The 12,679-nt window shown below is 60.9% G+C and carries 18 protein-coding genes and 1 pseudogene; 7 read left to right on the forward strand and 12 right to left on the reverse strand.

The annotated features are described in order from the left end of the window. Positions 1-3 precede the first annotated feature (3 nt). The 11 genes and pseudogenes from SMD11_RS05935 to SMD11_RS05980 form a co-directional block, all read right to left on the reverse strand. On the reverse strand, positions 4-192 hold the full coding sequence (locus tag SMD11_RS05935; RefSeq protein WP_087925428.1) for a hypothetical protein: 189 nt from the start codon (positions 190-192) through the stop codon (positions 4-6). Beyond that, the gene (locus SMD11_RS05940; RefSeq protein ID WP_087925429.1) at positions 189-752 is read right to left on the reverse strand and encodes a hypothetical protein; all 564 of its coding nucleotides are present in this window, start codon (positions 750-752) and stop codon (positions 189-191) included. Before SMD11_RS05940 ends, SMD11_RS05935 begins: the two co-directional genes overlap by 4 nt. Beyond that, complete coding sequence (locus SMD11_RS05945; RefSeq protein ID WP_087925430.1) at positions 752-1,561, reverse strand: hypothetical protein; 810 nt, start codon at positions 1,559-1,561, stop codon at positions 752-754. Before SMD11_RS05945 ends, SMD11_RS05940 begins: the two co-directional genes overlap by 1 nt. Beyond that, positions 1,561-1,797, reverse strand: a complete 237-nt coding sequence (locus SMD11_RS05950; protein ID WP_087925431.1) for a DUF3310 domain-containing protein — start codon at positions 1,795-1,797, stop codon at positions 1,561-1,563. The genes SMD11_RS05945 and SMD11_RS05950 overlap by 1 nt, the downstream gene beginning before the upstream one ends. Then, positions 1,794-2,480: a toprim domain-containing protein gene (locus SMD11_RS05955; RefSeq protein WP_234365919.1), complete on the reverse strand. Its 687-nt coding sequence runs from the start codon at positions 2,478-2,480 to the stop codon at positions 1,794-1,796. Before SMD11_RS05955 ends, SMD11_RS05950 begins: the two co-directional genes overlap by 4 nt. Before the next feature lie 31 nt (positions 2,481-2,511). Then, a pseudogene (locus SMD11_RS37220) lies at positions 2,512-2,808 on the reverse strand (CHC2 zinc finger domain-containing protein); the annotation flags it as partial. Beyond that, complete coding sequence (locus SMD11_RS35320; RefSeq protein ID WP_159395234.1) at positions 2,699-2,947, reverse strand: hypothetical protein; 249 nt, start codon at positions 2,945-2,947, stop codon at positions 2,699-2,701. The pseudogene SMD11_RS37220 and the gene SMD11_RS35320, both read right to left, overlap by 110 nt. Next, positions 2,944-3,375, reverse strand: a complete 432-nt coding sequence (locus SMD11_RS05965; protein WP_199843806.1) for an endonuclease VII domain-containing protein — start codon at positions 3,373-3,375, stop codon at positions 2,944-2,946. Before SMD11_RS05965 ends, SMD11_RS35320 begins: the two co-directional genes overlap by 4 nt. Positions 3,376-3,441: 66 nt before the next feature. Further along, the gene (locus tag SMD11_RS05970) at positions 3,442-4,266 is read right to left on the reverse strand and encodes an AAA family ATPase (RefSeq protein WP_087925433.1); all 825 of its coding nucleotides are present in this window, start codon (positions 4,264-4,266) and stop codon (positions 3,442-3,444) included. Positions 4,267-4,302: 36 nt separating this feature from the next. Then, a complete protein-coding gene (locus tag SMD11_RS05975) occupies positions 4,303-5,103 on the reverse strand; it encodes a RecB family exonuclease (RefSeq protein WP_234365920.1) in 801 nt (266 codons plus the stop codon). Further along, positions 5,100-5,438, reverse strand: coding sequence for a hypothetical protein (locus tag SMD11_RS05980; RefSeq protein WP_159395235.1), 339 nt, complete (start codon positions 5,436-5,438; stop codon positions 5,100-5,102). The genes SMD11_RS05975 and SMD11_RS05980 overlap by 4 nt, the downstream gene beginning before the upstream one ends. A gap of 467 nt (positions 5,439-5,905) precedes the next feature. Between SMD11_RS05980 and SMD11_RS05985 the strand changes: the two genes are divergently transcribed. Together SMD11_RS05985 and SMD11_RS05990 are read left to right on the forward strand one after the other, a co-directional pair. After that, positions 5,906-6,736: a helix-turn-helix transcriptional regulator gene (locus SMD11_RS05985; protein WP_087925435.1), complete on the forward strand. Its 831-nt coding sequence runs from the start codon at positions 5,906-5,908 to the stop codon at positions 6,734-6,736. Positions 6,737-6,781: 45 nt separating this feature from the next. Further along, a complete protein-coding gene (locus SMD11_RS05990) occupies positions 6,782-7,144 on the forward strand; it encodes an acyl-CoA thioesterase (RefSeq protein WP_234366353.1) in 363 nt (120 codons plus the stop codon). Positions 7,145-7,258: 114 nt separating this feature from the next. Here SMD11_RS05990 and SMD11_RS05995 read toward each other — a convergent pair whose 3' ends face one another. After that, complete coding sequence (locus SMD11_RS05995; RefSeq protein WP_087925437.1) at positions 7,259-7,744, reverse strand: hypothetical protein; 486 nt, start codon at positions 7,742-7,744, stop codon at positions 7,259-7,261. Between the two features lie 604 nt (positions 7,745-8,348). On the opposite strand from SMD11_RS05995, the gene SMD11_RS06000 reads away from it, so the two are divergent. From SMD11_RS06000 to SMD11_RS06020, 5 genes are all read left to right on the forward strand, one after another. Further along, positions 8,349-8,681, forward strand: a complete 333-nt coding sequence (locus tag SMD11_RS06000) for an HNH endonuclease (protein WP_087925438.1) — start codon at positions 8,349-8,351, stop codon at positions 8,679-8,681. 260 nt (positions 8,682-8,941) lie between these two features. Beyond that, positions 8,942-9,124 carry a hypothetical protein gene (locus SMD11_RS06005; protein WP_087925439.1) on the forward strand — a complete coding sequence of 61 codons (183 nt, stop codon included), beginning with the start codon at positions 8,942-8,944 and terminating at the stop codon, positions 9,122-9,124. Beyond that, positions 9,124-9,564, forward strand: a complete 441-nt coding sequence (locus SMD11_RS06010; RefSeq protein WP_087925440.1) for a hypothetical protein — start codon at positions 9,124-9,126, stop codon at positions 9,562-9,564. The genes SMD11_RS06005 and SMD11_RS06010 overlap by 1 nt, the downstream gene beginning before the upstream one ends. 36 nt (positions 9,565-9,600) lie before the next feature. Then, positions 9,601-11,160 carry a terminase large subunit gene (locus SMD11_RS06015; protein WP_234365921.1) on the forward strand — a complete coding sequence of 520 codons (1,560 nt, stop codon included), beginning with the start codon at positions 9,601-9,603 and terminating at the stop codon, positions 11,158-11,160. A gap of 23 nt (positions 11,161-11,183) precedes the next feature. Beyond that, positions 11,184-12,677 carry a phage portal protein gene (locus SMD11_RS06020; protein WP_234365922.1) on the forward strand — a complete coding sequence of 498 codons (1,494 nt, stop codon included), beginning with the start codon at positions 11,184-11,186 and terminating at the stop codon, positions 12,675-12,677. Positions 12,678-12,679: the final 2 nt, after the last annotated feature.

Consider the following 12,679-nt stretch of genomic DNA (forward strand, 5'->3'; position numbering starts at 1 on the left):
TCCTTAGTGGGTGTCGGCGTAGGTGACGTTCAGCATGTGCATCAGGAAGGGGAAATCCTGCCGGTCGATGTTGACTTCGAAGGATTCCTTCTTGGAGTGGATTCGGAGATAGATCGGGTTGAGTGCCGAGTTGTCATGAACCACCTCGATCGTCACATCCTCACGATTATGGACCTGGCGTGTCTCGATCATGCGCGGACCTTCCTGCGGATGCTGCGGTTCATCTCGTACGAGAGGGCTATGACGCCTCGCTGACACGCCTTCTTGTCGGCCTCACTCCCGATTGGCAGCCCGAAGATGTAGTGAGACATGAGGAGTTGTTGATACCGGGCGTTGAGCTTCTTGAGGCCGGCCTCTGCTTCCATGCGCGCAGTGTGCAAGTTGTCGGTGATCTCGCAGTGATTCAGCGTGTCCTTCTTGCCGATCATGTTGGCGAACTCGTCCGTGGTGTAGATCAGGAGCTTGAGGGCATTCCTGGCCTCGTCCGCGGTGTAGAAGTATTCACCGTCCATGAGGTCTCGGTAGACGCGTTCGCGGGCTGCGTACCGCTGGCCGGCGGTGTAGAAGATCTTGCGCATCATGCGCTCGTTGTCGGCCACGGGAGCAATGTTCTTCCGCTCCCGAAGCGCGTGCTCCAACATGGCCTGCTTCACGTCATCGGTCTCAACGATGTGCCAGCGCTCTGCAATGACGTAGGCGACCTTGCCTGCCAGATCGGACAGGTACGCCCAGTCGATCTGCTTCTCTTCCATCAATTCCCCACCCTCTTAGTGAACTTCCCGTTGGCTCCTCGCTTCAGCGCGCCGTACCGCTGACCCTCAACGGTGAATGAACCATCGGAGGCCATTGGCACCAGAACCGGGGTTACATCGCCGTACGAGCCGACGTAGAGAACCGTGAATCCGGGCTGCCAGTTCGTTGCGCCGTGCTTCAGGTAAGTCGCCTTGTTGATGTCCATGAAGTGACCCACCTCGACACCCGTGAGGGTCTGGAGGCTGCCTTTGTAGCCGCGCGACTCGTTGATGAGCCCGAGCTTGTGTACGTGGCCCATGACGACACTCTTCCCGATGCGGCGGGCTGCTGCCATGGCAGCACCGCCCGCATACCGACTTGCGCTGAAGCCCAGGTGGCCGTGGGTGGCAGTCCAGCCTTCGGTGAAGTCGTAGAAGTCGCCCAGGTCGTTAATCTCAAGCCCCTCGTAATCAAGGAGTTTCGCTTCATCAAACATCTCGGTCTTAGACAAGGCCGGCGCGTACTTCCGGAGGTAGTCCCGCGGCCTGTCCCCGTGGTTCGAGCGGAGGATTCCGAACCTGCCGTCGAACACTTCACGGGTGGGCTTCAACACCCTCCGCTTCGTGTATTCGGCTTGCTCGAACACATCGTTCTCGAACTCGCCTTTGGTGTCCTTGTTCCACCGCGAGGGGGCCGTGAAGTCGCAGGTGTCTCCGATGCCTATGATCTCGTCAGGATTGAAGTCCTTAACGAAGTTGACCCAGTTACGGACCATCCGACCGTCTTCGAGAGGAGCCTGAACGTCCGGGAGGACTACGATTCGCTTCATTACTTCTCCACTCGGATATTGGCGATGAACTTTTCGGCGTACCAGACGAGCTTCTTCAGGTCCTCGGTGCCGCCGTCCTGGTGCTTGTGCCGGCAGCGCATCAGGTACTTGGTCATGTTTCCGAGTAGGTACCCCTGAAATGCCTCGTGGCTCATGGACGCCTGGATGATGTCGATGACCTCGTACTTGCCTTGCGTGTAATGCGCTGGAGAGTTGACGTTGTCTTGGGCACTCATTCCAGACCGCACTTCTCTCGGAGGGCCTTGGGCCCGTGCACATTGACGAACTTGTTCACGTCCACCTTTTTGCCGAACTCGATGGGGACAAGATTGGGGAGGCGTTCGGCCAGCGTGTGTACGAACCTCTCGCCCGGCTCGTCGCCATCGGTGAAGGCGAAGACAGCCTCGTACCCGAGGAAGGCCGGGTCGAAGTGATCCCTCCAGCCCGAGACCCCCGGAACCCCCACGGTGGGGATGTCGGCCAGCTCGGCGCTCGCGGCGTCGAACTCGCCCTCGCTGATCCCGATGTACCGGGACGGCTTTATGAGGGCTCGCGTGTTGTAGAGGAGGGGCTTGCTGCCGGGGAGGCTCTGATACTTCCCGTGCCCCTCGTGCAGCTCCTCGTCCCGCCAGGAGCCGTCCGGGTGCTTGAGGCAGGTCTCGTTGATGCACCTGAACCGGATGGTGGCGACGGCGAATTCACCGCCGGCCGGCCTGATGTACGGGATGGCCAGGCGCCCGAGGTGCTTCTCATGCCCCGTAGCGGGGGCCGCGACGTACCCGAATCCCAGCGAGGTCGCGAGACTGCCCAAACCGCGGCGGTTGGTGTACTGCTCGGCCGGGCTTCCCCGGAAGCTCTCGCTGTAGTTCTGGGCTATCTCCACTATCGAAGCGGCCTGCGGCGAACTCTTGAGCAGCACGGAACCCGATGCCTTCCTTCCTCATGATCACGTCGTAGCTGTCTTCGCTGATGTCGCAGGCGAAGCAGTGCCAGCGGTCCTTGAATGAACTAACCGATGCCGACGGGTTCTCCTCGGGGTGCTCGGGGCAGTGGATCTTCTGCCAACCGGCCCGGTCCTTCAGATCAACCTCGGGGTAGTAGTGCTGGAAGACATCAGCGATACCCGGCCTCCGCACGTCACATCCCAACCTTGACCGCGCGCTCAAGGCGGAGCCGCTTGAGCGCCTGGACCTCTCGCTTGACCATGTCGGCCAGGGCCTCAACGGGCATGACCTGACGAAGGGCACCGTTGCGGCACTTGTATACGACCGTGACCTCCTCATGGATCCCAAGGGCGGCCTCCGCCTCCAGGAGGCGTGCGAGCTTAATCAGGCCCGCCTTACGGGTCAGGGTGACGTGGAGCCGGCCGCCGTCGTACGAGATCACTTCTTGCCGTCCTTTCGGTGATACCGCTTACCGATGAAGCGGAACGCTGGGGGGTTCTCTAGGTAGTCGGCCGCACTGCGGGCGACTTGAGGGTCATCTCGCAGGCCGCGGGCGAGGAGCTGTCGGTTGCACCTGGCGCAGCAAAGACCGCGCACAAGTCCCGTGGTGTGGTCGTGATCTACGTCGAGCCGCGTCGCCCTGGACTGCTTACAGATGGCGCAGACGCCTCCCTGGGCGTCCAGGAGCTTGGCGTAGTCGCCGGCCTCAAGGCCGTAGACGGTTTGGACCCGGGCCTCATGTGAGGCAGAGCTCCGCCTTTTCTTGTGGCACGTTGCGCAGATCCTCGCCCTGGTTGAGGTGAAGAACCGTTCTGCTCGATTCCTCTGGCAACCCACACAGAGTCGGTATCCGCTCTTGAGCTTATTCATGCCCTCTTCCTCACTGGTTCCAGCATGTCACATCCCAACTTGCGGAGCAAATTTAAATACTGTGAGTCAGAACACTCCCTCGTTCAGATCGGCGATCTGCAAGTTGGACGTGTTTACCTCGAATGAGGCGTACGTCTCCCCCGAAGGGTCGGTGAACCCCTCGCGGTTCTTGACCGGCGAGATATGCAGGGTCCTGCCCCGCATCCCATCCACCTCGGCATGGATGGTCAGCACGACGGAGGGGACGCGCCCGATCTTGCCCTTAACGCCGTCGAGGGGAATGGGCTTGATGCCGGAACTATATTCCCCTACAACGTGGTGCATGGCCATGACGTGAGCCCTGGTCTCACGCGCCATCTCGTTGAAATAGTCACAGAGACCTTCGAGGCCGAAGGTGTACTCCTCGGCGTTGCTACTCCCGCCGCCATCCACGTTCGTGATGTTGTCGATAACCACCAAGTGCGGGTAACAGCCGAACACTTCGCGGTAGCACTCAAGGTGCAACTCAATGTCCTTGGGTGTCGGCCGGGCCGAGTAGTTGAACCGTAGCCACCACCGCTTACTCAGGGCCTCCTCGTACTTGCCGAACGATCCGTCGTCTGCCACGAGGGCCTTCTTGACCTCACGGGCATTGTCGCCCGTAATCATGGCCGTGGCCCTGGAAAGCTGCGTGGCAGCGGTGCTGTCCGCACTGAAGTAGAGCGTCGGGACGTTGGACCAGGTGGCCAGGAAGAGGGCCATGAGGCTCTTGCCGGTGCCGCCTCCGGCACACACAACACTGAAGTCTCCCCGCCTGAACTCGACTTCGAGCTTCTGAAGTCCGCGGTAGGGGGACGGTATGGGCTCGCCGGCCGCACCCCGGACAAGGACGGACTGATTGAGACTAAACAAGGATCTTCCCTTCTATCAGTGTGTCACATCCCAACTTCATGAGCGAAAAGAACACCCGTGGGACACATCACAAAAGCGGCAGCCGAAGCCCGGCTTCGCCGGGAAGTCGCCTGACTTCACACCCTGATCCATGCTGACAATGCGCTCGGTGATCTCGTCCTTGTTGGCGTCGGCCATCTTGACCGGCCGGGAGAGCTTGTGGCCCTTGGCGAGGTACCAGTCTCCATTGGTGACCTCCTCCTCAGGGTGAAGTTGATTCAGCGCCATGCCGTACACCCAGAGCTGGAACTTGGATTTAGTGGACCCGGTCTTAAGGTCCCGAACCCGCAGAGTCTCGTCCTTGTTCAACACAACCTGGTCGATGTAGCCGCGGACTTTAACGCCGCCGAAGTCGGTCTTGAAGTACATCTCGACGGCCGGCTTACCGTCAGGGTGCCAGAGCACCGGAGCCTGATCCTGTACGTACTCCACGTAGCGCCGCGTCTGCTCAGAGCCCGTGGCGAACCGCTCCTCCAGGTCCTCAGCGGCCGTGCCGCGATTCGCCCGCATCCACTGGTCGATGTCGTTAACCTTGCCCAGATCCCGGTTGATGCCCTTGCTGTACTCGTCCTGGAAGACGCTGACGGCCTGGTCGGCCGTCAGCTCTCGCCCAGACTTCTCGAACGCTTCGGCCGCGCTATGGAAGGCCGTGCCGTGGGTGCTCCAAGCCGCCGGCCTGGGCTCGATCCGCTCGACCCGCTTGAGCCAGCTCTTGTACGGACACTCCTCGAACTCCGTGACCTGCGAGACAGAGCGGGGCATCTCGGCCCAGCGCTGATAGTTGGCCTCGACGGTCATGCGTACTCCTCGAATATCTCGAACTGAATGAAACGGGTAGAGCCCTTCATTCGCGGGTGCGGCCAGTTGCACTCTTCATGAAGGATGATCTCAGCGCTCTCAAGGCGGCAGCCGATACGTTCTTGCAGTTTCATCATCACCTCCCATTCCGTCTCTGCCATTGAGTCCGCAACGGTGACGCACGTGACCTTACCGAGGCCGTGAGCCGTCATGGTCACGACTCCGGAAGCTGCGGTGTAGTCACGACTCCTGCATGTGATGTCTGCCTTCGATATCGCCTTTAGGATCTCGCTTGCACGCTCGCTGACCTTGAGGTTCTTGAAGGTCTGAAACACTCTTTGCCGGCCTCTCTTCTATCGGACCTACGCGGCCCAGTCATTTCAAAGCGGCCCTGAAGCCACCCTAAGGCATCTCAAGACACCTTGTGTCACATCCCAACCGTGTTGGACATCACAACCCTTCCATCCGGTCGCACACGCCTGACGCAATGGCGCACTCCAGGCATGAACACGACAGACCTGCTCGCTATCCAACGTATCCGGAAGGCGACACTCCGTCGATCAAGTGCAGGTATAGCAGGGGGAAGGCGGCACTTTCTCACCGGTAAGTAGTTACCGGCTTTCGGACAGTAGTTGCCGACCCTCAACCGGTAAGTGGTTACCGGTAACTTTTTACCGGTCCGCAGCGCTTGTGACGTAAGTCCTAAAATCTCTGGACTTTTGCCATACAACTAAGGTCTTATCCTCAGTGTCTAGCTAGCGGGGAAGATCAACCCCGTACGGAAGCAGAAGGAAGGCAACCGGTGTACGAGGACAACACGTCGGACCTCGTGGTGGCGTCGAACCTGACTCGATACCTCAAAGCTTGGCGCGCTGCGCGCGGAAAAGAGCTGGGGCTGACCGGTCCATTGCCTCAAGCTCGGGTTCAGCAGGCCAGCGGGAAGAGCGACAAGTGGTACCGCATGTTCGAGGCCGGCACACCGGTCAAGTACGACACGGAAACGCTCCTCGCCATCGCAGACTGTCTCGGCCTCGACGACTCGGAGCGCATGACGCTGTTCCTCCTGACGATGGGAGTGCCCGCCCCGGTCAATGTCACCCTCCATGACGACGATGTCCGTCTCCGCCCCATGACATGGATTCTCGAACAGCAAGGACCTCGGCCCGCCTATATCTCGGACGAGAACTGGGGCATCGTGGCCTTCAACAAGGCCATGGCTGATTGGTGTCCTTGGGTCCACGACCCGGAACCCAACCTGATGCGGTACGTCATGCTCTACCCCGAGGCCCGTGGCGTCTACGAGGGGTGGGAGAACCACGTCCGTGTGTTTCTCGCGATGATCCGCCTGGAGATCGCAAAGCGTGGACACGACACTCCCATTGCTCATCTCCTCCTCGAAGCTCTCGAAGACCCCACTATCAAGGCCCTTTGGGATGAGGACCCTTCCGTCGTGGCTAATCGCGATGGGCATCACTACCGCCTGCGGCTACCGTTCTTCAACAACCAGCCGATTGACTGCATCTCGCAGGTATTTATTCCCAGCGCTCATCCGCACTTGCGGCTTGTTCTCATGACGTGGCCCGAGGGAGTAGACGGATTCATAACGCCGCCGCTTGCCCTTCATGGAAAGTAACCCATGCCTCGGTTCATCTGCGCCATGCCACTGCGTTGGTCCGACATGGACTCAAACGGGCATGTGAACTCCGGGGCATACTCCACCTACGTGGAGGAGACCCGAATCCGCATGTTCTCCGATCTGATTCCAAGTGATCCGCAGGAACGTCTCACCAAGAACTTCTTTGTTTTCGAGCAGACGATTCAGTTCAGGCGACCTCTCGTCTACCGCGAGAAGCCTGTCACAGTAGAAGCCTGGACCGAAGATGTCGGAGCGGCTCGATTCGTTGCCTGCTGTGAGATCAGGGATGCCGACACAGTGTACGCATCCTCCCGCACCCTCATGGCGGGCTTCGACTCAATCGCTAACCGAGTTCGCCGCTTCCAGGAAAGCGAGCGAGAGGTTATTGCGTCATTCATGGAGTAGATGCGCGTAGAGGCGAGGCCCGCAGGCCGGCACCTCCGAGACTGAAAAATCATGAAGGCCCTTGGCTCAGCCAAGGGCCTTTGTGGTTAAGCTCTGCCGTTCCTGCACTGGCGGTCACACGTCCGACAGCGTGATGGCGTCAAGAATCTTTCCCTCTGGCAGCGCCTTGTCCGCAGGCCAGCGGAAGATGAGAGCGCCATCCCTCTCTTCCTTATCCACGAGCTTGAAGCCGTCCTTGCTCCGAGGATCGTAGTCGATGACCTTCTCGTCACGAAGCAGGCGAGCCCGCAGACGCTTGGCGGCCAGACGGTGACTGTCCTTGGCTGTCTCATCGCCCATAGCGACCCGCAGATAGGCCATGACGGCCTTGCCTAGGTACGTGTTGTGGTGACTACCAGACCCCTCCGTGCGCTTGACAGTCCAAGGGATGGCCTTCTCAATCACCTCCCTGGACACGGCCTGGGTGTAGTACCCGCCGATGGTGAGGGCCTTGTTCACTGCCTGGCCGCTCACGTCGTACCGGGCGCCAATCTGGTCATCCGTGAGGTCCTGTTCCTTCAGGCGGATCAGCGTGTTGAGGTCTGGAAGAAGCTTCCCCACCTGTCTCCCACTCCTTGGTTGCTGCGGCCAGTCGAAGTTCGCTGGCCTGACCCTAGCACTCGATCTTGAGGAACGCCCCCTCGTCGAATGCTCTCACATCCCAAAATGGGACACACTTCACACGCCATGCATCCGATCGGGCTAAGCGAGAGATCCGTGTCACATCCCTACCCACTCCTGTCCCCTGGCTACCTCTGCGACACCGACATTTATAGTGAGAAGAAGAAAGAGAGAAGAAGTTAGTTAGAAGCTCTCTAAAAGAACAGGTCAGGCCAGACCTAGATTCTCAAAGGTTCCTTCTTGTCAGACCTCCTGTTGAGCTCTTCCAGTCGAGGTCCAGGAAGGCATTGGCCCCGGCTGCCAGATCAGAACCCAGCCGGGGCCACTCATTCAACCGGCCGAGGCTGATCTCCTTCGGCTGCGGCCGGGCAACCTCCCGACTGGAATCGCGGTGTAGGCGCGCACTCCTCCCTGTCCGGGAGGCAGGTCAGGGTTCGAGTCCCTGTCGATTCACCGATCCCGATGCAGCAGCGCATCACACACAGACATCTGAACCGGATGGTCCGGCCTCGTCGGGATTCCAACGTCACAAGGGGGTGGGCTGATGCCTCGTGCCAAGAGCATCTGCTACGTCAACGACTGCACCAAGGTCACGGTCCGCTCAGGACGCTGCGACGAGCACGCTCCGCCGGCCCGCAAGGGCTGGGACAGGAGGTCCGCCCGGAACAGGTCCCGGCCCGGCGACTGGTCCTCGCGCCGGGCCAGGGTCCTTGCGCGCGACCGGTTCACCTGTCAGAAGTGCGGGACGAGGGAAAACCTCCAAGTCGATCACATCGTCTCGGTGAGCCGCGGCGGCTCCTGGGACCTCGACAACCTCTGGGTGCTGTGCGGCAAGTGCCACGCCCTCAAGACCTACTACGAGGATCGGCATGACTGAGGCCCCCGTTTAAGCCGGGGCCTCAGACCACTGGTAGGCCCTCGCTCTAATCGAGGGCCTCCGAGACCCCTGTCGATCCAGGGGGCCTACGAGGTCTCTGTAAACGGCAGGGACCTGGCAGGTCCCTGTTGAAGCCAGGGGCCTCTCCAGACGGCCTCGGCAGCCTACTCGCCCGAGCACCCACCTGTCCGGTCCGCTCCCCGAAACGCGGCCCGGCCTTAGGGCAGGTCCAGTTAGTTCATTCATGGAGTGATGATGCGATGACCGCCGACGCCTGGGACTCCTGGGCCGACGAGTACGACCAGGAGCCCGCCGGCCTCCGAGCCCAGCACCCCTCGAAGGCAGCCCTCAAGCGCGAGTGGCACCGCTCCGCGGTGGTCGAGCTGGAGGAGCTGGGTGAGCTGCACGGAGTCTCTCCCGAGCTGCTGAGGGTGGTGATCTGATGGCAACGCGACGCGGGCCGGCGCCGAACCCGAACGCGGTCCGGCGCAACACGGATCACGCCCTTGGTGAGAAGAAGCTCTCGGGTCGGTCGGGGGAGGGCAGGGAACTGCCGAGGGCTCTGGGCATCTCGACGGCCGGGGCCAAGCGCTTCTGGATGACCTGGGCCGCCTCCCCTCAGTCCGAGGACTGGATGGAGACGGACTGGGCCGAGCTGGAGATCGTCACCAAGTTGGTGGACGCCTTCTACTTGGGCGACATGAAGTACGCCCCTGAGATCCGTCAGCGGGTTGGTAAGTGGGGCGCGACCACAGAGGACAGGGCCCGGCTTCGGATGTCTTTCGACAAGTCGGTTGAGGTCGAGAAGGCCCAGGAGGGGCGCAGGAAGCTCTCGGATGAAGATATGGATGCAGAGCTTTTCAAGCTGCTGAGTGAGGGTTGAGAACGGTTCTCCCCTGTTCCTAGGGGGGTGTTGCCGGTGCAGACAGGCAACCTCCCGAAGGGTGTTCCGGCACCCAATGAAACACTCGGCTACCAGATCATCCGGTGGGCTCAGACCTACATCGTTCAGCCTGACGGCGATTCCGCGGGCGAGCCGTGGAAGTTCACGCCGGAGCAGTTGAAGTTCGTTCTCTGGTTCTACGCCCTCAATTCGGATGGTACCTGGAAGTACGCGGCCGGCACTCTTCGCCGGGCAAAAGGGTGGGGAAAAACGCCCCTCTTGGCCGCGTTGGCGATCGTAGAGTTCATCGGCCCTTGCCGCTTCTCCCACTGGGATGAGAACGGGATGCCGGTGGCCAAGCGTGTACCACTTCCGGTAGTTCAGCTTGGTGCTACGGCGCTCGATCAAACGCAACAGACGCTTGACATGATCCGGGGCATGTTGTCGGAGTCTCCGGCCGAGAAGGAGTACGGCCTTGAGATCTCCAAGTCCATGGTCCAGTTCAAGTCGGGCAAGCCCGGCTCGATCGCTCCGAAGGCCACCGCCGGCCGGACCAACGAAGGCAACCGGCCCTCGTTTTGCGTGATGGACGAGGTGCACCACTGGGTGGGAAGCACGGGAGGTCCGGACTTCTACCAGACCTTGAAGCGCAACATCGAGAAGACAACTAAGGCCGGTTCGCGTTGGATTACCACCACCAACGCTTTCAATCCCAACGAGGATTCCGTAGCGCAGATCATCTACGAGTCCGACATGGTGGCGCAGGGATTCTGGCTCTATGACTGCCTGGAAGGCTCGATCGAGGTCGAGGACATCCGGGATGAGGAGAGGGTCAGGGCCGCGCTCATCGAGGCGTACGGCGACGCCCACTGGGCCGACATCGACGGCCTGACCAAGACCATCCTCTACGACCGTACGACGCCGGATTCCACGTACTGCCGCTTCTTCTTCAACCAGATCGCGGAGTCCAGCGACGGTTGGATGTCGAAGGCCGAGTGGGATGCCTGCGAGGCCATCAACGACATCCAGGCCGGCGAGCAGATAGCCATTGGCTTCGACGGAAGTGTCCGCGGTGACGGAACAGCTTTGGTAGGGATTCGCCTGCACGACGCCAAGCTGTTCACTCTCGGGCAGTGGATCAGGCCCGAACACGCTAAGGACAGCTGGGAAGTTGACGTGCTTTCCGTGGAGGCCGCGGTGAAGCGGGCCTTCGAGACCTACCGGGTTGAGTGGATGTACGCCGACCCACCGTGGTGGCAGGAAAACATCGGCCGCTGGGCGGTCGAGTGGGGTGACGACTACGTATACGAGTTCTGGACCAACAAACCGACTCGGATGGTTCAGGCCGTGGAGCGATTCCGCACGGCCGTGATGGTCGGGGACCTCTCCCATGTCGGTGAGCCCGAGCTGACTCGCCATGTTCTTCAGGCGGTTATCCGCGAAGTTCCTCAAGGCGATCTCATCACGAAGGACTCGCCACGATCCAAACGAAAGATTGACCTCGCGGTGGCTGCCGTACTTGCACTTGAAGCACGCGCTGACGCGATTGCGGATGGACGTCTCCAGATCAAACGGAGGCGAGTAGTCGGTTTCTGAGCCCCGCTCGAAAGGGGCCCTAGATGGCTACTGCTGCGCTCGACACGCCGGGCAACGAAGGGGTTCTCTCCCCTCCCTCCACCCCACAGATGTGGATGGACTACCTTGCCTCGAAGCTCGCTTCTCGTTCCGGCACTTACAAGCGATTTGGCGAGTATTACGACGGCAAACACCAGAAGATGCTGTTCGCTCAGTCCAAGTATCGGACCGAGTTTGCTCACATCTTTGAACGTTGGAACGACAACTTTTGCGGGCTGATCATCGACTCTGTTAACGAGCGCATGTTCATTGACGGATTCCGTCTTTCGGAGGAGCCGACAGAGGACACGATCGCTCGCGAGATCTGGCAGCGGAACAGGCTGGACTCGGAGTCCAACGCAGCGCACCTTGACGCGATGATCCAGGGCGCCGCCTACGCGGTGGTGTGGGCTGACGATGAGGGCAAGGCCGTCATCTCCATCGAGTCCGCGGAACACATGGTCGTCCAGTACAAGCCGGGCTCGCGCCATGAGATCGAGGCTGCGGCCAAGTACTACGTGGACGACTGGGGACGAGCCTTCTGCACCCTGTGGTGGGGCGACAAGGTGCACACCGGGGACTGGACGATCGGGGGCTACTCGATCGACCGGACGGAGCCGAACCCTCTGGGCCGGCCTCCGGTGGTGCCGATCCAGAACCGGGCCCGTCTGGTGGGCGAGCCGATGTCGGATCTGTCGACGGTCATCCCGATCCAGGACGCGATCAACAAGACCGTCGCTGACTCTCTCGTCGCGTCGGAGTACGCGGCCTGGCCCCAGCGGTACGTGACGGGTCTGGAGATCCAGGAGGACGAGAACGGCAATCCCATCGAGCCGTTCAAGGTGGCTGTAGACAAGCTCCTCCAGGCCGAGGACCCTGCCGCCTCGTTCGGCCAGTTCGCCGCTGCCGACCTGAGCAACTACGTGGATCTCGTAGACATGCTCGTTCAGCACATGGCGAGCATCAGCCGCATTCCCTTCCACTACATGCTTAGGGGCGGCCAGCCGCCGAGCGGTGACGCGATCACCTCTGCGGAAGCCGGTCTCGTCTCCAAGTCCAAGGAGCGGATGCTGCACTTCGGTGAGGCGTGGGAGGAAGTCATCCGCCTGGCCGTCGAGGTCGAGAAGGGCGGCAAGCGGGAGGAGTACGTGGCTGCGGAGGTCATCTGGCGTGACCCGGAGAACCGCACCGAAGCCCAGCACATCGACTCGTTGCTGAAACTCCAGCAGCTCAACGTCCCGAAGCAACAGCTCTGGCAGGATGCGGGCTACACGCCGTCGCAGATCGCTCGCTTCGACCAGCTCCTTGAGGAGGAGGCCCGCACCGAAATGGAGCGTGCCGACAAGTACCAGACTCAGGAGCAGAAGCAACAGATGGCGATATCCCAGCAGGGTGCCGACGACAAGTCGGCCATGTCTGAGACGAAGCTCAAGAAGGACGCCCAGAAGCCCCCGCAGGGCAACTCGGGCAACGCGAACCGTAGCCGGTTCGAGAAGTAGCC

The sequence above is a fragment of the Streptomyces albireticuli genome (assembly GCF_002192455.1).
Taxonomy (GTDB): Bacteria; Actinomycetota; Actinomycetes; order Streptomycetales; family Streptomycetaceae; genus Streptomyces; species Streptomyces albireticuli_B.

Excerpts from the sequence above, each read along its gene's own strand:
- SMD11_RS05935 (WP_087925428.1), bottom strand. The coding sequence starts at position 192 with ATGATCGAGACACGCCAGGTCCATAATCGTGAGGATGTGACGATCGAG.
- SMD11_RS05940 (WP_087925429.1), bottom strand. The coding sequence starts at position 752 with ATGGAAGAGAAGCAGATCGACTGGGCGTACCTGTCCGATCTGGCAGGC.
- SMD11_RS05945 (WP_087925430.1), bottom strand. The coding sequence starts at position 1,561 with ATGAAGCGAATCGTAGTCCTCCCGGACGTTCAGGCTCCTCTCGAAGAC.
- SMD11_RS05950 (WP_087925431.1), bottom strand. The coding sequence starts at position 1,797 with ATGAGTGCCCAAGACAACGTCAACTCTCCAGCGCATTACACGCAAGGC.
- SMD11_RS05965 (WP_199843806.1), bottom strand. The coding sequence starts at position 3,375 with ATGAATAAGCTCAAGAGCGGATACCGACTCTGTGTGGGTTGCCAGAGG.
- SMD11_RS05975 (WP_234365920.1), bottom strand. The coding sequence starts at position 5,103 with ATGACCGTCGAGGCCAACTATCAGCGCTGGGCCGAGATGCCCCGCTCT.
- SMD11_RS05990 (WP_234366353.1), top strand. The coding sequence starts at position 6,782 with ATGGACTCAAACGGGCATGTGAACTCCGGGGCATACTCCACCTACGTG.
- SMD11_RS06000 (WP_087925438.1), top strand. The coding sequence starts at position 8,349 with ATGCCTCGTGCCAAGAGCATCTGCTACGTCAACGACTGCACCAAGGTC.
- SMD11_RS06005 (WP_087925439.1), top strand. The coding sequence starts at position 8,942 with ATGACCGCCGACGCCTGGGACTCCTGGGCCGACGAGTACGACCAGGAG.
- SMD11_RS06010 (WP_087925440.1), top strand. The coding sequence starts at position 9,124 with ATGGCAACGCGACGCGGGCCGGCGCCGAACCCGAACGCGGTCCGGCGC.
- SMD11_RS06020 (WP_234365922.1), top strand. The coding sequence starts at position 11,184 with ATGGCTACTGCTGCGCTCGACACGCCGGGCAACGAAGGGGTTCTCTCC.